18 protein-coding genes and 2 pseudogenes are annotated in these 19044 nt (G+C 70.5%); 13 read left to right on the top strand and 7 right to left on the bottom strand.

The features are described from left to right. Nucleotides 1–113 precede the first annotated feature (113 nt). The 4 genes from PQI07_RS13305 to PQI07_RS13320 all read left to right on the top strand — a co-directional run bounded on the left by PQI07_RS13305 (nucleotide 114) and on the right by PQI07_RS13320 (nucleotide 3567). A complete protein-coding gene (locus tag PQI07_RS13305) occupies nucleotides 114–398 on the top strand; it encodes a DUF3072 domain-containing protein (RefSeq protein ID WP_043351124.1) in 285 nt (94 codons plus the stop codon). 328 nt (nucleotides 399–726) lie between these two features. Then, on the top strand, nucleotides 727–849 hold the full coding sequence (locus tag PQI07_RS13310; RefSeq protein ID WP_274926768.1) for a hypothetical protein: 123 nt from the start codon (nucleotides 727–729) through the stop codon (nucleotides 847–849). Nucleotides 850–1110: 261 nt separating this feature from the next. Beyond that, complete coding sequence (locus PQI07_RS13315) at nucleotides 1111–2280, top strand: polysaccharide biosynthesis/export family protein (RefSeq protein ID WP_043761414.1); 1170 nt, start codon at nucleotides 1111–1113, stop codon at nucleotides 2278–2280. Between the two features lie 150 nt (nucleotides 2281–2430). Further along, nucleotides 2431–3567 carry a branched-chain amino acid ABC transporter substrate-binding protein gene (locus PQI07_RS13320; protein ID WP_043387790.1) on the top strand — a complete coding sequence of 379 codons (1137 nt, stop codon included), beginning with the start codon at nucleotides 2431–2433 and terminating at the stop codon, nucleotides 3565–3567. A 12-nt stretch (nucleotides 3568–3579) separates the two neighbouring features. Here the strand turns inward: PQI07_RS13320 and PQI07_RS13325 are convergent, their stop codons facing one another. Continuing rightward, the gene (locus PQI07_RS13325; protein WP_043387791.1) at nucleotides 3580–4149 is read right to left on the bottom strand and encodes a tyrosine phosphatase family protein; all 570 of its coding nucleotides are present in this window, start codon (nucleotides 4147–4149) and stop codon (nucleotides 3580–3582) included. 147 nt (nucleotides 4150–4296) lie between these two features. Between PQI07_RS13325 and PQI07_RS13330 the strand changes: the two genes are divergently transcribed. Further along, nucleotides 4297–5430 (top strand): TRAP transporter substrate-binding protein, encoded by a 1134-nt coding sequence (locus PQI07_RS13330; RefSeq protein WP_236952723.1) that lies wholly within the window; start codon nucleotides 4297–4299, stop codon nucleotides 5428–5430. A 138-nt stretch (nucleotides 5431–5568) separates the two neighbouring features. Further along, complete coding sequence (locus PQI07_RS13335) at nucleotides 5569–6981, top strand: phosphatase PAP2 family protein (RefSeq protein ID WP_274926769.1); 1413 nt, start codon at nucleotides 5569–5571, stop codon at nucleotides 6979–6981. Between the two features lie 114 nt (nucleotides 6982–7095). Here PQI07_RS13335 and PQI07_RS13340 read toward each other — a convergent pair. Continuing rightward, a pseudogene (locus PQI07_RS13340) lies at nucleotides 7096–8208 on the bottom strand (NHL repeat-containing protein). A gap of 541 nt (nucleotides 8209–8749) precedes the next feature. Between PQI07_RS13340 and PQI07_RS13345 the strand changes: the two are divergent. From PQI07_RS13345 to PQI07_RS13370, 6 genes and pseudogenes are all read left to right on the top strand, one after another. Further along, nucleotides 8750–10138, top strand: coding sequence for a deoxyribodipyrimidine photo-lyase (locus PQI07_RS13345; RefSeq protein ID WP_043387797.1), 1389 nt, complete (start codon nucleotides 8750–8752; stop codon nucleotides 10136–10138). 284 nt (nucleotides 10139–10422) lie between these two features. Then, on the top strand, nucleotides 10423–10710 hold the full coding sequence (locus PQI07_RS13350; protein WP_342462396.1) for a GCG_CRPN prefix-to-repeats domain-containing protein: 288 nt from the start codon (nucleotides 10423–10425) through the stop codon (nucleotides 10708–10710). A 103-nt stretch (nucleotides 10711–10813) separates the two neighbouring features. Further along, nucleotides 10814–12193 carry a chloride channel protein gene (locus PQI07_RS13355; protein ID WP_446720952.1) on the top strand — a complete coding sequence of 460 codons (1380 nt, stop codon included), beginning with the start codon at nucleotides 10814–10816 and terminating at the stop codon, nucleotides 12191–12193. A 112-nt stretch (nucleotides 12194–12305) separates the two neighbouring features. Beyond that, nucleotides 12306–12485, top strand: a complete 180-nt coding sequence (locus tag PQI07_RS13360) for a DUF1328 domain-containing protein (protein WP_043351142.1) — start codon at nucleotides 12306–12308, stop codon at nucleotides 12483–12485. A 10-nt stretch (nucleotides 12486–12495) separates the two neighbouring features. Next, on the top strand, nucleotides 12496–13350 hold the full coding sequence (locus PQI07_RS13365) for an SDR family oxidoreductase (RefSeq protein WP_274926770.1): 855 nt from the start codon (nucleotides 12496–12498) through the stop codon (nucleotides 13348–13350). After that, a pseudogene (locus tag PQI07_RS13370) lies at nucleotides 13350–13451 on the top strand (IS1595 family transposase); the annotation flags it as partial. The gene PQI07_RS13365 and the pseudogene PQI07_RS13370, both read left to right, overlap by 1 nt. Before the next feature lie 68 nt (nucleotides 13452–13519). Here the strand turns inward: PQI07_RS13370 and PQI07_RS13375 are convergent. Together PQI07_RS13375 and PQI07_RS13380 are read right to left on the bottom strand one after the other, a co-directional pair. Beyond that, nucleotides 13520–13780, bottom strand: a complete 261-nt coding sequence (locus tag PQI07_RS13375; protein ID WP_236952722.1) for a PepSY domain-containing protein — start codon at nucleotides 13778–13780, stop codon at nucleotides 13520–13522. A gap of 548 nt (nucleotides 13781–14328) precedes the next feature. Beyond that, a complete protein-coding gene (locus tag PQI07_RS13380) occupies nucleotides 14329–15288 on the bottom strand; it encodes a cation diffusion facilitator family transporter (protein WP_043351145.1) in 960 nt (319 codons plus the stop codon). 193 nt (nucleotides 15289–15481) lie between these two features. Here PQI07_RS13380 and PQI07_RS13385 point away from each other — a divergent pair, with 193 nt between their 5' ends. Continuing rightward, nucleotides 15482–15919, top strand: a complete 438-nt coding sequence (locus tag PQI07_RS13385) for an HIT family protein (RefSeq protein ID WP_274926771.1) — start codon at nucleotides 15482–15484, stop codon at nucleotides 15917–15919. A gap of 3 nt (nucleotides 15920–15922) precedes the next feature. On the opposite strand, the gene PQI07_RS13390 is transcribed toward PQI07_RS13385, so the two are convergent. The 3 genes from PQI07_RS13390 to PQI07_RS13400 form a co-directional block, all read right to left on the bottom strand. Further along, on the bottom strand, nucleotides 15923–16327 hold the full coding sequence (locus PQI07_RS13390; RefSeq protein ID WP_043351152.1) for a PilZ domain-containing protein: 405 nt from the start codon (nucleotides 16325–16327) through the stop codon (nucleotides 15923–15925). A gap of 293 nt (nucleotides 16328–16620) precedes the next feature. After that, nucleotides 16621–16851, bottom strand: a complete 231-nt coding sequence (locus tag PQI07_RS13395) for a hypothetical protein (protein WP_043351157.1) — start codon at nucleotides 16849–16851, stop codon at nucleotides 16621–16623. A 116-nt stretch (nucleotides 16852–16967) separates the two neighbouring features. Further along, nucleotides 16968–19031 (bottom strand): NAD(+) synthase, encoded by a 2064-nt coding sequence (locus PQI07_RS13400; RefSeq protein ID WP_274926772.1) that lies wholly within the window; start codon nucleotides 19029–19031, stop codon nucleotides 16968–16970. Between the last annotated feature and the right edge of the window lie 13 nt (nucleotides 19032–19044).

Raw genomic sequence — 19044 nt, forward strand, 5'->3', positions numbered from 1 at the left:
TCCAGAAGGGAAGATCGCCGGGGATGCAAACGGGCTGCGGCGCCCGCAGGAACCGCGGCGCGGCCGGGCGCGTTCACCCCGCAGACGCCGAACATTTAGGGAACATGAGTCGCATGGCTAGCACAACCGCGAAGGCAACACCGAAGGCCGGCCGGGGTACCGGATCGCATCAGGACGCTACGGAGAACCCCAAGACCGACCCGAAGGACGTGTCGAACCAGATCAAGGATCCGGATCAGTGGACGACTGGCGGCGAGCCGATGACCGGCGCGCAGGCCTCCTATCTGAAGACGCTCTCGGAAGAGGCCAAGGAGCCGGCGGCGTTCGATCCTGACCTCGACAAGGCCGAAGCCTCGAAGCGGATCGACGATCTTCGCCACAAGGCCGGCCACGCCTGAGCCAAGCCGGGCGCGTTTCCCCCGGGCGCGCTTGCCCGGGGCGCGCCCGTCGCCGTGTACGTCCGGGCGGCGTATCCCGGCCGGAATGGACAAGGTGGCCTGTTTCGAACACCTCGTTAAGCCGGCGGCAATGGCGAGAGGTTATGCCCCATTCAGCGCGTGAGGCCGCGCGGGCAGCGGGACTAAGAAGGCACGTTCGACCATGGATGAGCCGGGCGGCGGCGAAGCAGGACGGCGTGCGGTGCGGATTCCGACGGCGTTCGGCTTGACGGATCGGATTCGTGCCGAGGCCGTACGGTTCGTCCGCGACGTCCACGGATCCACGGCAATGGAATACGCCCTGCTCGGCGGCATGATCTTCCTCGTCGCCGTCGGCAGCATCCGGTACTACGTGTCCCGCGTCAGCGTCGTCTACGGCGACATCACCGCGGCAGTCACGCAGGGAAATTGAGCCGATCGGTCGCGGGATTTTTGGCCATTGGGCTGGAGCGACCAATGTGCGGCCGCTGATGACGTCCCGATTTGTATCTCGATAGTGCGACCGCGGGCGAACGCCCGGCATTCGTCGTCTCTATGCCCCGAAAAAGCTGTGCTTAACGAGGATGACTTCGCAGTCTTGGCCGTGCCGGCCGGAGTGTGGCTCACCCGCTACGGACACCTGGGCCGCCATGGGCTAGGCACGGGCTCGGCAATACCGATGGGCAACATCTGGATGCGCAAACTTCCCCTTGTCCTGCTCGCCGTCACGGCGATGTCGGGCTGCACGTACCTGCCTGCGGCGGGTCCGACGGCGAGCGCGATCCAGGCGGGGGCGGAGGTGGCCACCGCCGACGGCGGCCTGATCGCCCGCTACGAGATCATCGACGTCACGCCCTCGGTGGTCGAGGCCCTGCGCGGCCGGCCGCTGGACAGTCTGCTCGCCTCCTTCGGCGACCATCGTCCCTCCTCGGAGCCGGTGATCGGCGTCGGCGACATGGTCTCGGTCTCGATCTGGGAAGCCGGGTCGGGCGGCCTGTTCTCCGGGCCGCTGGTGGCCGACCGCTTCTCGGCGGGCTCCAAGTCCGCCCTCATCCCCGAGCAGCCCGTCGGGCGCGACGGCGCCATCTCGGTCCCCTATGCCGGCCGCATCAAGGTCGCCGGCCGCCGCACCCAGGACGTCCAGGCGCTCATCGAGAACGAACTCGCCGGCAAGGCCATCCAGCCGCAGGTGCTGGTCTCGGTCACCCGGCCGATCAGCCAGGCGGTGACCGTCACCGGCGAGGGCGCCGCCGGCGCCCGCCTGCCGCTCTCGGGCCACGGCGACCGCATCCTCGACGTCATCGCCGCCGCCGGCGGCAACCGCGCGCCGGTCAACGAGACCTTCGTGCGGCTCTCGCGCGGCCCGGTGACCGCGACCGTGCCGCTGACCACGGTGGTGTCGAACCCCAAGGAGAACATCTACCTGCGGCCCAACGACGTGCTCACCCTGGTGCGCGACCCGCAGACCTTCATCGCGGTGGGCGCGCTGGGCAACAGCACCGAGCTACCGTTCCAGGCCGACGGCATCACCCTGGCCCAGGCGCTGGCCAAGGCGCGCGGCCTGTCGGACTTCGCCGCCGACCCGGCTGGGACGTTCATCTTCCGGTTCGAGCCGGCCAGCGTCGTGCGGCGCCTCAGCCCCAGCTCGCGGCTGCTTGGCACGCCGCTGGTGCCGGTGGTCTACCGGATCGACATGCGCGATCCCAACAGCCTGTTCGTCTCCCAGGCGTTCCGCATGCGCAACCGCGATCTGGTCTACGTGTCGAACGCGCCGTTCACCGAGGTCCAGAAGGTGCTCACCGTCTTCAGCGGCATCACCGGACCGGTCTCCTCCGCCGCCTTGGCCTACTCCTACGCCAAGTAGGAGGCGGTCCGCATACGGGACAGCGGCGGAAAAAAATCGCGTTTCTCCGCGTCCTCGCGTATGGGCACAGGGTGCGGGGCGGGATCGGGGCTACGGAGCCGCATCCGCCGTCGCGCTGACCCGCCGCGCAAGGATGCCCAGAAGAGCCCGATGAAGATCGGACGTTTCGTCCCCGCCCACGGGCCGCTCCGGCCCGCACTGATCGCCCTGAGCCTGTGTCTCGCGTTCCTGCCGGCCACTCCTGCGGCGGCCGACGTGGTGATCGGCGTGGCCGTCCCGCGGTCGGGGCCCTACGTGGCGGTCGGCGAGCAGGTGCTACGGGGGGTCGAGGCTGCGGCCCGGGACGCCAACGCCATGGGGGGGCTCGACGGCCAGCCCGTCACCCTCGACGTGCAGGACGATGCCTGCGATTCCAACACCGCCACGGCGGTGGCCAACCATTTCGTGCGCGGCAACGTCCGGCTCGTGGTCGGCCATGTCTGCTCCAACGCCTCGATCGCCGCCTCCGACATCTACGCCCAGAACGGCGTGGTGATGATCTCCGCGGCCTCGGTGGCGGCGCGGCTCACCGACAGGGGGCTGCCGACGATCTTCCGGGTGTGCGGGCGCGACGACGATCAGGCCCGCCTGTCCGCCGCCGTTCTGGCCGAGCGGTTCCGCGACCGGAAGATCGCTCTCATCCAGGACCAGACGCCCGCCGCCCGCAGCCTCGCCGCCGCCACGAAGGACAATCTCAACCGCATCGGCGTGAACGAGGCGCTGTTCCTGTCGTTCTCGCCCAGCGACGCCGACGATTCCGCCCTGGCCGACCGCCTCAAGGGCGCGGGGATCGAGGTCGTCTATTATGGCGGCGACGCCGCCGAGATGGGCCGCTTGGTGAAGATCGCCGCGGACCGGGGCTACCGGCCGCAATGGTTCGGCACCTCGGCCATCGCCACGCCGGATTTCGCCAAGACCGCCGGATCGGCGAGCAACGGCGTGCTGATGACCTTCTACCTCGACCCGAGCCGGCAGCCCGCCGCCGCGGCCGTCGTGAAGGCCTTCAAGGCCGAGGGCGTCGATCCCACCGGCTCGACGATCTACGGGTATGCGGCGATGCAGGCCCTGGTTGCGGCCGGCAACTTCGCCCATTCAACCGAGGCGCGCCCCATCGCGCAGGCGTTGCATACGGAGCGGTTCGATCTCGTGCTCGGCACGGTCGGCTTCGACGCCAAGGGCGACGTCACCGCGCAGGGCTACGTGCTCTATGTCTGGAAGGACGGAAGCTTCACGCCGGCCGGGAAGTGAGAGCCCCGCCGCTCACAGCGCCTGCGCGGCCTCGACCTCGGCGCCGCGGCCGAGACCGCGCAGCAGCTCGGCGAGATGCGGGCGGACCTGCAGTTGCAGAGCGTGCAGCCGCCGCACCGCCGCGCTGAGCTGTCCCTCCCGATTCAGCATCGTGTCGGCGAAGCCGATCATGCGCGCATTCGGCCAAGCGGGCTCGCGCAGGGCGTGGAGACGCTCGACCAGAGCGGCGGCGGGGGTGGCGGGCTCGGCCTGCGCGAACAACATCAGCAGCGCCGCGGTGGAGCGCGACAGGCCGTAATGGCAATGGACCAGGAGATGGCCGGCGCCGTCGAGGTGCCGCCCGAAATCGAGGATCGCCCCGACATGCTCGGGCTCCGGCGGGGTGAGGCCTTCGCCCGGGGCGAGGCAATCGTGGAACCGGAGGGTCGTGCGGGCATGGGCGCCGTAGGCGGTGAAGGCCTCGGGCTCCGGCGTTCCGGGATCGAGCAGCGACAGGACGTGGCTGACGCCGCGGGCGCCGTGGCCGGCCAGCTCCTCAAGGCCGCAGACGGTGTGCAGGGTGACGGCGGGCTCGGTTCGCATCCCCGGCGCCTAGCACGGGCGGAGGCCGGTTTCGAGGCGCGACGGAACCGCCCCGGCGCCCGCGGCTTTCGAGTACCGGCACGGACGTGCTACCTGCGACCTCCGATCCGGCCCCGGTCGGACCGGACCTGCTCGGACGAGATGCCGTTGGACGAACCTCACCTCGCGCGATCCCCCTCGGCCGGGACCCGGCGCCGGAGCGTGCTGACCGCCGGCCTCGGCGCGGCCGCGGCGCTCACCGGGCCGCTCGCCGCCCCGGCCCGGGCCCAGAGTGCCCCGGAATTGCGCTGGCGCCTGTCCTCCGCCTACGCCAAGACGCTCGACATCCTGTACGGCGCCCCCGAGGCGCTCAGCCGGATCGTCGCCGAGGCCACCGACGGGCGCTTCCAGATCCAGGTTCAGGGCCCCGGCGAGCCGGTGCCGGCCGACGGGCTGCTCGACGCCGTGGCCGCCGGCACCGTCGAGATGGGCCATGGGCCCGCGACTCTCGGCATGGCCAAGGATCCGACCTTCGCGCTGGCCACCGCGGTGCCGTTCGGCCTGAACGCCCGGGGCGCCGCCGCGTGGTGGCTGGCCGGGGGCGCGGCCGAGCTGTTCGGCGAGATCTTCGCCAAGGCCGGGCTGGTCTGCCTGCCGGGCGGCAATACCGGCGCGCAGATGGGCGGCTGGTTCCGCCGGGAGATCAAGAGTCTCGCGGACCTTCAGGGCCTCAAGTTCCGGATCAGCGGCATGGGCGGCCAGGTGCTGACCAAGTTCGGCGTCCAGCCGCAGGCGGTGCCGGGACCCGAGATCTACGCGGCGCTGGAGAGCAAGAAGCTCGACGCCGCCGAGTGGATCGGCCCCTACGACGACGAGCGGCTCGGCCTGCAGAAGGTCGCGCCGATCTACCACTATCCCGGCTTCTGGGAGGGCGGCGCCATGCTGCACTTCTGGTTCAACGCCGAGGCGTGGAAGGCGCTGCCGAAATCCTACCAGGCGATCCTCCGGGCCGCCGCCGCCGAGGTCGGCGCCGACGTGCAGGCCAAGTACGACGCCCGCAACCCGCAGGCCCTGCGCCGGCTGGTGGCCGGGGGTGCGCAGCTGAGGCCCTTCCCCCAGGACGTCATGGAAGCCGCCCTGAAGAACGCCAACGACGTCTACGCCGAGATCGCCGCCAAGAACGCCGATTTCCGTCGCGTCTACGAGGCGATGCGCACCTTCCGCAACGAGGAGTACCTCTGGTTCCAGGTGGCGGAATACACCTACGACAACTTCATGATCCGCGCCCGGGCGCGGGGCTGAAGCGCGCGCCGCCGCAGGGGATCCGGCTCCGGCCTCGGGGGCCCCGTCAAAGATGGGGATGCCGGGGCCGCGCGCGATTGCAACGCGAGGGCGGCCGGCTCTAGCGTCCGGCACGGCTTCGGCGAGGGAGACGGCTGCATGTTCGGGACGCTGCGGGTCGGATTGGCGCTGCTCGGGGCGGCCTTGCCCCTTCAGGCCGTCGCACAATCGGCCGCCAACCTGACGGCCCTGCGCGGGCTGGTCCCGGTGGCGCGGTTGCAGGCCTCGCCCGCGGGCAAGGCGGCGCTCGACGCGAACCTGCAGGTCACCGGCGACATCCAGACCGGCGACCTCAAGCAGCCGACGCTCCTGCCGTTCCCGGAGCAGCAGCAGCTCGCCCTGCGGGACTGCTTCATCACCGACGGCAACGCCGCCGGCCTCGCGGACGGTCTGGGCACGACCCTCGCGCAGGCCTACCAGGCCAAGGCGACCTACAGCGACTACAAGACCTTCACGAGCATCGCGCCGGCGGTGGCCAACCTGATCGGCTACACCAACAACGTCACCAAGTCGGATTCGAATTCCGGCAAATACTTCTTCGCCAACGCCACCACCAACGGCAAGACTCCGGTCTCCGACGCGGCTGCCGCGATCCTGGCGGACGGCGCCGTGACCGACGTGTTCGGCAAGGCCTATGACCGGCCCGCCGGCAGCCCCGGCGCCGACCGCTACGGCAATTCGCGCCCGTTCCAGACCCTGCCGCGCCTGCGGGCCTATCGCGGCCAGGATTACTTCGGCGCTCCGTCCCACAGCCTCGACTGGTTGCGCGGCCCCGCGCAGGATCTCGTCAACAGCCCGTCCTATCCGAGCGGCCACACCACCTACGGCTACACCGAGTCCATGGTGCTCGCGCTCCTCGTCCCCGAGCGCTACCAGCAGATGGTCGCCCGCGCCGCCGAGTACGGCAACGACCGGATCATCGTCGGGGCGCATTACGCCATGGACGTGCTGGGCGGCCGGGCGACCTCGCTGCACGCCCTGGCCCATCTGCTCGCCAACGATCCGGTCTATGTCGGCCAGATCCGGAAGAATCCGGCCGTCCTCGATCAGGCGACCGCCGAGGCCGACAGGACGGTGGGCGTGACCGATTACCGGGCGCTCCTGGCCGAGGCCCGCGCGGCGATGGCCGAGGCGCTGAAGGCCGGCTGCGGCGATACGGTGGCGGCCTGTGCCGCAAAGGATACGGGCCGCTTCAAGGACCCGGCCGCCAACGCGGCCTTCTACGCGGCGACCCAGACCTACGGCCTGCCGGTGGTGCACCCGGAGACCGCCGGCCGGCAGGAGGATGTCGCCAAGATTGCCCCGGAGGCCGGGCACCTGCTTACCGCGGCCTTCCCGGCGCTGACGCTGGACGAGGCCAACGCCATCCTCACCGAGACGCAGGGACCGGGCGGCGGCTTCCTCGACGACGGCTCGGAATTCGGCGTCTACGCCCGCCTCGACCTCTACACGGCGGCCGGCAAGGCCGCCGCGCTGGCGGCGCAACGGGCGGGGACCAGCGCGACGCGCTGAGGGGCCGGCGGTCTCGACCGCTCCCTCCACCCCGACCGGAACGACGGCACGCCGGCGCGGCCGGCGCCGTCGGGACAGGGCCGAGGGCGCCGCCGCGGATCCCGGCGCCGCCGCTTACGGCGTCCGCTTGCGCAGGACGAACTGTCCCAGGGCCAGGAACTTCTGCGCCCGCTTGCCCGTGTCGACCTCGGTGGTGAACACGTTGCCCTGCGAGTCGATCGCGAGGTTGTGGACCCAGTGGAACTGGCCCGCCATGCGCCCGTTCCGGCCGAAGGCGCCGACCACCTCACCCGTATCCCGCGCGAGCGTGCGCACCTCGTTGTTGGCCCCGTCGGCATTGAGCAGGTAGGTCTCGTCGGCGTCCGGCCAGAGGGCCAGTTCCCAGACCGAGCCGTTGGCCCGGGTATTCTTCTCGACAAGGATCTCCTTCACGAAGGTCCCGTCCTTTTTGAAGACCTGGATGCGGTCGTTGGTCCGGTCGCAGACATAGACCAGCCCGTCCCGGGCGATCCGCACGCAATGGACCGGGTTGGCGAATTGCCGGGACGGGGCCGCCGCCGGATCGTAGGGGCCGAGCTTGTCGTCGGTCGGCGGCTTGCCGTAGGCGCCCCACATCCGCTTGAACGCGCCCGTGTCCCGGTCGAAGACGATGATGCGGTGATTGAAGTAGCCGTCCGCGACGTAGACCTCGTTGGCCGCCATGTCGAAATCGACGTTGGCGGGCTTGCCCAGGCGGGTCGTGTCCTGGCTGTCGGTCTGCGGACCGGACTTGCCGATCTGCAGGACGAACTTGCCCTCGGGGGTGAATTTCAGGAGCTGGCCGTCCTGCTCGCCGTTGCCGGCGATCCAGACGAAGCCCTGGCCGTCGATCTAGATCCCGTGCTCGTTGGACGGCCAGTCGTAGCCGGTGCCGGGGCCGCCCCAGCTCCGCAGCAGCGTCCCGTCCTGGGCGAATTCCAGAACCGGCGGGGCGGGCCTGCAGCACTTCGTGCGCGGCGGATCGAGGCTGGCCGCCTTCTCGTCGTCGGTGAGCGTCCGCGGCCGCTGGACCACCCAGACATGATCCTGGGCGTCGACGGCGACGCCGGCCGCCTGACCCATGATCCAGTCGTTCGGCAGCGGCTTCGGCCAGGACGGGTCGACCTGGAACCGCGGCGGCTCCGCGGTCGCAGGGCCCGCGAGGGCGAGCAGGCAGGCGAGCGCCGGCAGGGCGGTGACGATTCTCATGGCGTGTCCTCCGGCGCCTGTCCCGGCGCTCACCGCCAGCATGGCGGCCGGGTCCGGCGGGATCCAGCGGGACGCACGCGCTTCGGTGACAGAGGCTGCCCGACCACCATCCGGACAGAAAAAAGGCCACTCCCGAAGGAGCGGCCCGAAGTCTAGGGAGGAAACGCCCAAGAAGGGCTGCGAGAGGGCGACGCCATCGCCTTCCCGCGCTGCACAATCTGCGCCCCTGGACGGAAAATTCAAGGGCATTCAGGACAGCAGGGCTGTCCTTTGTGTGCCCGCGCACGCATCGCCGCAGGCCTGTGTTGAAAATGTCGCAGATCGGCCGGCCCGGTCGAAACCTGCTTTGTGTCCACGGAATCCGATCGATCATTGCGCAAGCCGCTGATGAATCGCGATTTTGCAGGATCGAACCCGGGCCCGGCCCGAGGGTTCGACTGCGGCTTTTCATCCGCGCCGTCCGGACGGACGAATTGCCCGAACGCTCTACCTTCTCCAGCCAAGTTTCCGGCGCGGCGCGCCAAGCAAGGGGCAGGTCAGCATGGCGATCCAGGGTGAGCGGATCCGGATCCTCAACGATGTCGAGCCCCGCGGAGACGGCGCCTACGTCCTGTACCTGTTGCAGCAGGCCAACCGGGCGACGTTCAACCCGGCCCTCGAACTCGCCATCGAGGAGGCGAACCGCCTCGGCCTGCCGGTGGTCGCCTGCTTCGGCCTGCTCGACGGCGCCAGCGGCTTTCCCGAAGCCAATGCCCGGCACTACGCCTTCCTGCTGCAGGGTCTCGCGGATGCGAAGGCGGGCCTGGAGAAGCGCGGGATCGGCTTCGTCATGCGCAAGGTCTCGCCCGCGCAAATCGCCATCGACCTCGCCGCGGACGCGGCGCTCCTCGTCCTCGACCGCGGCTATCTCGCCATCCAGAAGGGCTGGTACCGGGAGATCGCCGAGGCGGTGACGACGCGGATCGTCCAGGTCGAGGGCGACGTCGTCGTGCCGGTCGAGACGGCCTCGGGAAAGCACGAATACGCCGCCCGGACGCTGCGGCCGAAGCTGAACCGGCTGTGGGACCCGTTCATCGCGGCGCTGAAGCCCCGCACGGTGAAGCACAAGGCCGATCGCCTGAAGCTGAAGAGCGCGGTCGACGTCTCCGATCCGGAGGCGGTGCTCGCCGGGATGAGCCTCGACCGGGCGGTCGGGCCGGTGAAGCGGTTCACCGGCGGCGAGACGCAGGCCCGCAAGCGCCTGAAGGCGTTCCTGAAGGACGGGTTTGCCGGCTACGGCGCGGGGCGCAACAGGCCGGAGGCGGCGGCCGCCTCGCACATGAGTCCGTACCTGCATTTCGGGCAGATCTCGCCGGTCGAGATCGCCCTGGCGGTCCGGGAGGCCGGGATCGGCGATTCCGACGACCGCGGTGCCTATCTGGAGGAGCTGATCGTCCGGCGCGAGCTCGCCATGAACCACGTCTTCTACACGGAGGGCTACGACGACTACGACAAGGCCGTCCCGGACTGGGCGCGCAAGACCCTGGCCGAGCACGCGACGGACGCGCGCCCGCACGCCTACTCGGAGAAGCAGCTCGCCGCCGGCGAGACCCACGACCGCTACTGGAACGCCGCGATGCGCGAGATGCGCGAGACCGGCTACATGCACAATCAGCTGCGGATGTACTGGGGCAAGAAGATCCTCGAATGGTCCCCGTCGCCGAAGGAAGGCTTCGCCCGGACGCTGCGGCTGAACAACCGCTACTTCCTCGACGGGCGCGATCCGAACTCCTTCACCAACGTCGCCTGGGTGTACGGCCTGCACGACCGGCCCTGGCAGAAGCGCAAGATCTTCGGCACCGTGCGGTATCAGAGCGAGAACTCGCTCAAGAAGTTCGACGCCAAGGCCTATGTGCGGGCCGTGGAGACGCTCTGCGCGGCCGAGGGGTGAGGGGGCGCGCCGCCCGTCCGGCGTTTTCCGGGCGCAGGAGCATCGTCGCAATCATCGCGCGACGGCGCGCCCGGTCCGTGCGGTCCCCCACCGTATTGCAACGCTTTCTCCGGCCGGATCCCGGGTCTCTGCAGCACACAGGTTTGTGAAGAAACGCTGCCCCGGCTCCGGGTGTTTCGAGCGCACTTCCGGCTCCTCGCAAACGGCCGGACATCATCCGGTGACATCTCGGTCCGACCGAGGCCGGATCATCGCTATAGCTTGCGACTGAAAGGAGGACGACGATGCGAATGAAGCTTGCAGGCGCAGCACTCCTCGCGCTCGGAACCTTGACCGCCACGGTCGCCACGGCGGACGCCGCCCAGGGCTGCGGCCCGGGCTTCCACCGGGGCTGGTCCGGCTGGTGCAAGCCGAACTGGCGGCCCTACGCCTACCGCCCGGTCTACTACGCCCGGCCGGTGGTCTACGGCTGGCACCGTCCCTGGGCTTGGCGCCGGGTCGGCTGGCACCGCCCCTGGGGCTGGCACCATTATGGGGGCTGGCGCCGGGCCGCGTGGCATTACCGCTGGTGAGCGGTGGGGCCGGCACGCGCGTGCCGGCCTCCCTTGAAACGGGTCTTTCCTCGACCGTTGCGCTATAGCGTCCGCTCCGGCTGCGCGGACGAGGTGCTCTTTCATGGTCGAGATGCGGGACGACGTTGGGGACACCAAGGATGCCCCGCCGCCGCAACGCTCGCGCTACCGCCGCTCGATCATGCGCCTGCGGTCGGCCTCGATGGAGGCCTTTCCCCTCTGGCGCGGTCGCCTGCTCTTCCTGGTCGGCGGCATCGGCGTGGGTCTCGCCGCCGTGCTGATGGCCAAGGGCGCCGACCTCGCGCAGGACGGGTTCCGGCGCCTCACCGCGCCCTCGCCGCTGATCGCCCTGGTGCTGACGCCGGCGGGCTTCGCCCTCGCGGCGCTCCTGGCCCGCACGGTCTTCCCGAATTCGCAAGGGTCGGGCATCCCGCAGGTGATCGCCGCCCGGCATGCCCGGGACGCGCGCTTCCGCTTCTCCCTGATCTCGCCGCGGGTGGCGGTGGGCAAGGTGCTGGTCCTGTTCCTGGGCCTGCTCTGCGGCGCCTCGGCGGGCCGCGAGGGGCCCACCGTGCAGGTGGGCGCGGCGATCATGGCGGCCTTCGGGCGCCTGACGCCAGAGCGCCTGCCCGGGCTGCTGCTCGCGGGCGGCGCGGCCGGCGTCGCGGCGGCCTTCAACACGCCGCTGGCCGGCATCGTGTTCGGCATCGAGGAACTGGGCCGCGCCTACGAGGCGCGCTCCTCGGGCCTGATCGTCGCCGGGATCGTCGCGGCGGGCCTGACCTCCCTCGGGCTTCTGGGCAATTACACCTATTTCGGGACGACCGATGCCGCCCTGCCGCTGGCGGCGGCCTGGATCGTGCCGCTCGTCGCCGTGGTCGGCGGCCTCGCGGGCGGGCTGTTCAGCCGCGTCGTGATCCTGTTCGCCCGCGGCCTGCCCGGGGCGGCCGGGCGGCTGATCCGGCGGCGGCCCGTCGTGTTCGCCGCGGGCTGCGGGCTGTGCGTCGCCCTCTGCGGCCTCGCCTCCGGGGGCGCGGCCTACGGGACCGGCTACGAGGAGGCCCGGGCCATCCTCCACGGGGATGCGGCGGCCGGCTGGACCTACGCGCCCCTGAAATTCGGCGCCACCGTGCTGAGCTCGATCAGCGGCATCCCCGGCGGCCTGTTCGCGCCGTCCCTGGCGGTCGGCGCCGGCCTCGGCGGCACGGTCCACGGCCTCCTGCCGGACATGCCCGTGGGCGCCGTGGTGCTGATCGGGATGGTGGCCTACCTGACCGGCGTGCTGCAGGCGCCGATCACCAGCTTCGTCATCGTCACCGAGATGACCCAGAACCACGCGATGGTGATCCCGCTGATGGTCGCGGCCCTCCTGGCCGACGCCGCCTCCAAGGCGGTCTGCCGGGGCGGGCTCTACCACACCCTGGCGGAGATCATGCTGGAGCGCGCCGACGTGCCGGCGCAGCCCGTGGCGAAGACCGGTTGACCTCACGTAAGACTATAAGCGGCGCGGGCCGGAATCCGCGGAACGGTCTCGCTTGGCGTCGGTTGAGGCAGAAGCGACAGGCCCCGCGCCGGGCCGCAGCCGGAGTGACGTCATGACCCTTCTGAAATGGGCCCTCATCTGCTTCGTGATCTCGCTGATCGCCGGCGGTCTCGGCTTCACCGGCATCGCATCGGGAGCCGGCTCGCTGGCCCGCATCCTGTTCGGGCTGTTCCTCGTCATCGCCATCGTGATCGTGGTCATCGCCTTCGCGGTCGGTCAGGCGGTCTTCTGAGGCCGGCGCCGTGCGCGGCACGGTCTGCCTCGTCACCGGGGCGACCGGCGGCATCGGCTACGAGACGGCCCTCGGGCTCGCGCGCCTCGGCGCGCGGGTCGCGATCGTCGGCCGGGACGCCGGGAAGCTGCAGGCCTGCGCCGACCGGATGCGCGCCGCGGTGCCCGGTGCCGCCGTGGAGCCGCACTGCGCGGACCTGTCCGCGCAGGCCGAGATCCGCCGGCTCGCCGAGACCCTGCGGGCCGCCTATCCGCGCCTCGACGTGCTGGTGAACAATGCCGGCGCGATCTTCGACCGGCGCACGCTGACCGCCGACGGCATCGAGCGCACCTGGGCGCTCGACCATCTGGGCTACGTGCTCCTGACCCTCGAACTCCTCGATCCCCTGAGGCAAGCGGTGGCGGCCGGCGGAAGGCCGCGGATCGTCAACGTCGCCTCGGCGGCCCATTACCGGGGGCATATCGACTTCGACGACATCGAGGGCGCCCGGCGCTACCGGGCGATGGGGGCGTATGCCCAGGCCAAGCTCGGCAACGTGCTGTTCACCTATGCCCTGGCCCGCCGGCTGCGCGACAGCGGAATCACGGTGAACGCCGTCCATCCGGGGGTGGTCAACACCGGCTTCGCCAAGAACACCGGCGGCCTGTTCGGCGCGGCCTGGGCCCTGATGCGGCCGTTCCTGATCACGCCCGAGAAGGGCGCCCGGACCTCCCTCCGCGTGGCCAGCGCCCCTGACCTCGACGGCGTCACCGGCCGCTACTTCTCGCACGGGCAGCCGAAGGTCTCCTCGGCCGAGAGCCGCGACGAGGCGGTGCAGGAACGGCTCTGGGCTCTCAGCCTCCAGCAGGTCGGCCGGAGCGACTGAACGGCGCGCCCGTCCCGATGGACGCGCCGGCTGGCAGCACTGGTCTCGTGGACGCGGACGAGACCTTCATCGGCGTTGAGCCCGGCAAGCCGAAAACGCGTCAGGTCGAAGCACGAGCGACCGACGATCCGGCGGCACACCCGCAACGCATGGTCCGCCCTCGGCCTCCCTAATGGGGGGCCTCGCCGAGGATTTCCCCCGTCTTGGGATCAAGCTCGAACTTCATTTTCTGTCCGTTTTTGATCCCTTCGCCGTCCCAATGCCCATCGTCGGCCTCGATTTTCGTGATCGACGTGTAGCCCGACGACAGAAGCTTGGCTTTGACCTGTTCCACCGGCATCCAGTCCGGCCCCGGCTGATCGGCCATGGCGGTGACGGGCGCGCTTGCGCCGAGGGCAAGGACGAGTGCGAGCATCGTTCGCTTGATCATTGTCCGTATCTCATGAGGTCACGCGGAGAATGATCTAGGGCGCCCCAGTCATCCGGGGGGTTATCGCATCGCCATTTTCTGCCGGCCGCTTCAGTCACCGGCCCTGGCGGACGGCCGAACGATAGAATTGCCGTTCCGAAAGACTGAGCCAATGTCGCGACGCCGCTCTCGTCGCGATGCAGGAGATGGCCGAACTCAGGTCTGTCTCGCAGACGCCGCGTCCCTCGAAGGGGGCAGCCGCGCAGACGTGGAACAGGCCGTCATCGGGACGAGCCGGGCGATACTGACCCTCGCCCGAGAGGGCACAAGGGACGCAGCGCCCCGCGGGCGATGACGTGGGTGCTCGCAAGCGCGGCGATCTCCGCCACGAGATCGGGGGCACCGCACGTTGTCATGGCCGTCCCGGCGAGGGGCCGACCCTCCTCGCCCGGTTGCTCGACCGGCCGCCGTCTGATGCGTCCCCGCGTGAGGACGCGGGATCGACGCCGCGATCCGGCTTCGCCGCTTCAGATGCGAGACCTGCGGGCCGGGGGCCCAGCGAGTCCCGTTCAGGCCGCCCGCCGCACCGTGTGGTCGCCGTGGTGCTGGATCTCGATGAACACCCGGGTCACGTCGGGGCTGCGCGCCTTCAGCGCCCGGTCGAGGCGGGTGACGAGGCTCTCGACATCCCCGGCGCTGAGGTCGTCGGCCATGTCGATGCTGAGATTGACCAGGATGTCGGAGGGGCCGAGGTGCTGGGTCAGCACCTCGTTGATGTGGAGCACGCCTGGCTCGGCCCGGGCCAGCTCCGTGATCGCCGCGACGATCTCGGGATCGGCCGCCTCGCCGATCAGAAGGCCGTGGGTCTCGACCATGAGGAACACCGCCATGCCGACGAGCACGAGGCCGATGCCCACCGATGCCCAGCCATCGAGGCTCGGCATCTCCAGGATATGCGACAGGGCCACGCCCGCGAGCGCGATGACGAGGCCGATCAGGGCGGCGGTGTCCTCGGCGAGCACCGTGAACAGGGTCGGATCCTTGCTGCGCCGGATCGCCCGCACGGCCGAATGCTGGCCCTTCTCGGCCCAGAACTGGCGCATCGCCACGAAGAAGGAGGTGCCCTCCGCCGCGATGGCGAAGCCGAGGATCCCGACATTCACCCAGAGGCCCGGCAGCCGATAACCGAACAGCTCGGCATCGACGTCCGGCTCGGGATGGCGGATCCGCTCGATCCCCTCGTAGATCGCGAAGAGGCCGCCGCCGAGGAAGATCATCAGCGCCACCACGAAGGCGTAGAAGTAGATCTCGCGCCCGTAGCCGAACGGGTGGCGGGCATCGGCCGGGCGCCCGGCCCGCTTCATGCCGACGAGCAGCAGCACCTGATTGGCCGTGTCGACCACCGAGTGCACGCCCTCGGCGAGCATCGCCGTCGAGCCGGTCAGCGCACCGCCCACGAACTTCGCCGCCGCGATGGCGAGATTGGCCCCCGCGGCCGCGTAGATCGCCCCCGTGCTCTCGTGCGCCATCCGGAACTCCTTGCGCGCGCCGCGTGCCGACCTGCGCGCCTCGTTGGAAGCCGGACCGACGAAGCCCGGCACGGCGCTGCGGCCGCGGCGAGGCAAGCGTTGCGGCAGGCCGCTTGTTCCCGTGTGGACGCGGGTGGGTGGCCCGTGCAACCTGCAACCGCTCGACGACCGCTCACGGAGACCCGGAGGCAGCATGGCCGACGCCCCCTACGATCCCGACAACATCTTCGCCAAGATCCTGCGGGGCGAGATCCCCTGCCACCGCGTCTACGAGGACGACCATACGCTGGCCTTCATGGACGTGATGCCCCAGGGGGAAGGCCACACCCTGGTGATCCCGAAGGCGCCGGCGCGGGGCCTGCTCGATGCCGATCCGGAGTCGCTCGGCGTCCTGATGGCGCGCGTCCAGAAGGTCGCCCGCGCCGTGAAGGCGGCGTTCCGGGCCGAGGGGTTGACCCTCTTCCAGTTCAACGAGCCGGCCGGGGGCCAGACCGTCTTCCACCTGCACGTCCACATCATCCCGCGGCGTGAGGGCGTGCCGCTCAAGCGCCACGAGGGCGGGATGGCCGACAACGCGGTCCTGGCCGAGCATGCCGCACGCATCCGCGCGGCCCTGGAGGGGCAGGGCTGAGAATCAGGCCGCGCTCGCCGGATCGGCCGACTGGGCCATGCTGGCGAGCAGGCGGCGCAGGGCGGCGTTCTCGGTCTCGAGTTCGCTGACGCGCTTCAGCAGCAGGGTCACGGAGGCGTCCGTCGCGGCCGCAACGGGCGCCGCGGGCGCGGCGCTGGCCGGCTGCTCGAAGGTCACGCCGATGCCGTCCTCCCGGCGCCAGCGCAGGATGGCCCGGTAGGTCCGATCCTTCTGCGGAATGTAGAGATCGAAGGCCTCCGGGAGCGTGGTGGCGTCGCTCATGACGAGCCGCGCACCGGCGGAGGACATGTCGCGCACGAGGCAATCGAAGCTCGACGAGCCGTTGTTGAAGACGATGCGACCCTTGAGGAAGACCCTCTGGCGCGCCTCTCTGCGATGCTCCGACATGCGGCCGGCTCCGAAGCTGACGATGCCGCCAGTCCTGCACGCCAGCCCTTAAGGAATCTTCGTTGCGATCGCAGAGTCGGGGCCCGCCGCGCGGCGGGATCCCTGCCGACGGGGGTCCCATCGCCGGGTCCCATCGCCAGGTCCCGGCTCGGCGCGCGGGGCGATCCGGTTTCAAGCCGGCGCGGCTGGCGCCGCCGGGCGGACGGCGTTCTTCGTGCTGCGTTGCGGAACGCCGGCCGGCGGCTCGGCCCGCGCGCCGCATGGGCGCGCTCAGTCCTTCCCGATGCCCCCGCTCACGCGATGAAGCGCCGGTCCACCGTCTGGAACAGGTAGAATCCGTTGAAGCGCACGGCGGTGTCGGCGGCTCGGTCGTCGAAGTCGAGGGGTTGCCGGCTGCCGTCGCAGAGCTTGCCGCCGAAGGTCCAGCGGCCGGCGCCGATGAAAGGCGGGACGGTGCTCGCCTCAGGCACCGCGCAGCAGAGACCCTCGACGCTCTTGAGCTGGAACAGGTTGTAGCTTCGCATCCGAAGTCCTCCGCCTGGCCGCCCTCAAAGCCAAATTTTCCCAATACGGTATTTTGCATTGCGAAGAATCGGCTTGACCGTGCTCATAATGGCACAATCGGTCGAGTTTGTGTCGGTCAAGTTTCGGGGACGTTTCGGTTCAACTCCGCGATCCAGATGCGCGCCGACCCGTCGGAGGGCGCGCGCCAGTCGCCCCGGGGCGAGAGGGAGCCGCCGGCCGAGACCTTCGGCCCGTTGGGGAGCGCCGAGCGCTTGAACTGGCTGAAGCCGAAAAAGCGGGTGAGGAACACGCCGAGCCAGCGGCGGATCTCGGGCAGGTCGTAGGCGACCCGCTTGGCCTCGGGGAAGTCCGGCGCCCAGAAGCCGCTGTCCCTGTCGCCCCAGGCGTGGAGCGCCAGGAAGGCGATCTTCGAGGGTCGGAACCCGTAGCGCAGCGTGTAGAACAGGTTGAAGTCCTGCAGCGCATAGGGGCCGATCGTGGCCTCCGTGCTCTGCGGGCTGTCATCCTGGTCCACCGGCACAAGCTCGGGGGAGATCTCGGTGTCGAGGACCGCCTGGAGGGTGCGCGCCTCGTCCGGCCCGACCTCGCCGTGGCCGATCACCCAGCGGATCAGGTGCTGGATCAGCGTCTTCGGCACGCCGGCATTGACCGCGTAGTGGCTCATCTGGTCGCCGACGCCATAGGTGCACCAGCCGAGCGCCAGCTCCGAGAGGTCGCCGGTGCCGACCACGATGCCGCCCGCCTGGTTGGCCAGCCGGAACAGGTAATCGGTGCGCAGGCCCGCCTGCACGTTTTCGAAGGTCACGTCGTAGACCGCCTCGCCCCTGGCGAAGGGGTGGTTCATGTCGGCGAGCATCTGCCGGGCGGCCGGGCGGATATCGATCTCGGCGGCCGTGCAGCCCAGGGCCTTCATGAGGGCGTGGGCATTGGTCTTGGTGGCGTTCGAGGTGGCGAAGCCCGGCAGCGTGTAGGCCAGGATGTCCGAGCGCGGATAACCGAGGCGGTCGAAGGCCTTGGCGATCACGATGAGCGCGTGGGTCGAATCGAGGCCGCCCGAGACGCCGATCACGGCCCGGCGGGTGCCGGTGGCCTCCAGGCGCTGGGCGAGGCCGGCGACCTGGATGTTGTAGGCCTCGTAGCAATCCTGGGCGAGGCGCGTCGGGTCGGCGGGCACGAAGGGAAAGCGCTCGATCCGCCGGATCAGCCCAAGATCGGCCTCCGGCGGGTCGAGCCGGAACGGGACCCGGCGATAGGGCAGGGTATGGCGCCGGGCGTCGTCGTCGAAGCTGCCGGCTTGGAGGCGCTCCTGGGCGATCAGGTCGAGGTCGATGTCGCCGAGCGTCGTCACCGGGCCTGCGGGGAAGCGCTCGCCCTCCGCCAGCCGCACGCCCAGCTCGTCGATGCTGGTCTGGCCGTCCCAGGACAGGTCGGTGGTCGATTCGCCCTGGCCGGCGGCGGCATAGACATACGCGCAGGCGCCGCGCATCGCGGCCGCCCGCGAGAGGAGCGCCCGCGACTCGGCCCGGCCGACGGTGATCGGGCTGCCCGAGAGGTTGGCCAGCACCGTGGCGCCGGCGAGGGCCGCGCGCATGCCCGGGGGCTCCGGAACCCACAGATCCTCGCAGATCTCCACCCCGACCACGAGGCCCGGCAGGTCCTCGGCCGGGAACAGCAGGTCGGTGCCGAACGGCGCCACGTGGCCGGCGACCCGGATGGTCTCGCCGGTGATCCCGGCGCCGGAGGCGAAGTGGCGCTTCTCGTAGAACTCCCGGTAGTTCGGCAGGAAGGTCTTCGGCACGACGCCGAGCAGGCGGCCGCCCTGGATGGCGAGCGCGGTATTGTAGACGCGGTGGCGCCAGCGGAGCGGCGCGCCGACCAGCAGCAGCGGCCGGAGATTGGCCGATTCGGCGATCACCCGGGCGGCGGCGGCCTCGACCGCGTCCAGCAGGGTCTGCTGGAGCAGCAGGTCCTCGATCGCGTACGCTGAGAGGCCGAGTTCGGTGAAGACCGCCAGCGCGGCCCCCGAATCGTGGCACCTCCGGGCGAGGTCGAGGATCGCGTCGGCGTTGCGCTCGGGCTCGGCCGGGTGGCTCCGGCCTGTGCAGGCCGCAACCCGGGCGAAGCCGTGGCGGTAGAGGGAGCGGAAGCGCGCCGGCGATTCGGAGGTGGCTGGAGACACGGGCACCTGTCCG

The sequence above is a fragment of the Methylobacterium sp. 092160098-2 genome (assembly GCF_028920805.1).
In the GTDB taxonomy this organism is placed as follows: domain Bacteria; phylum Pseudomonadota; class Alphaproteobacteria; order Rhizobiales; family Beijerinckiaceae; genus Methylobacterium; species Methylobacterium fujisawaense.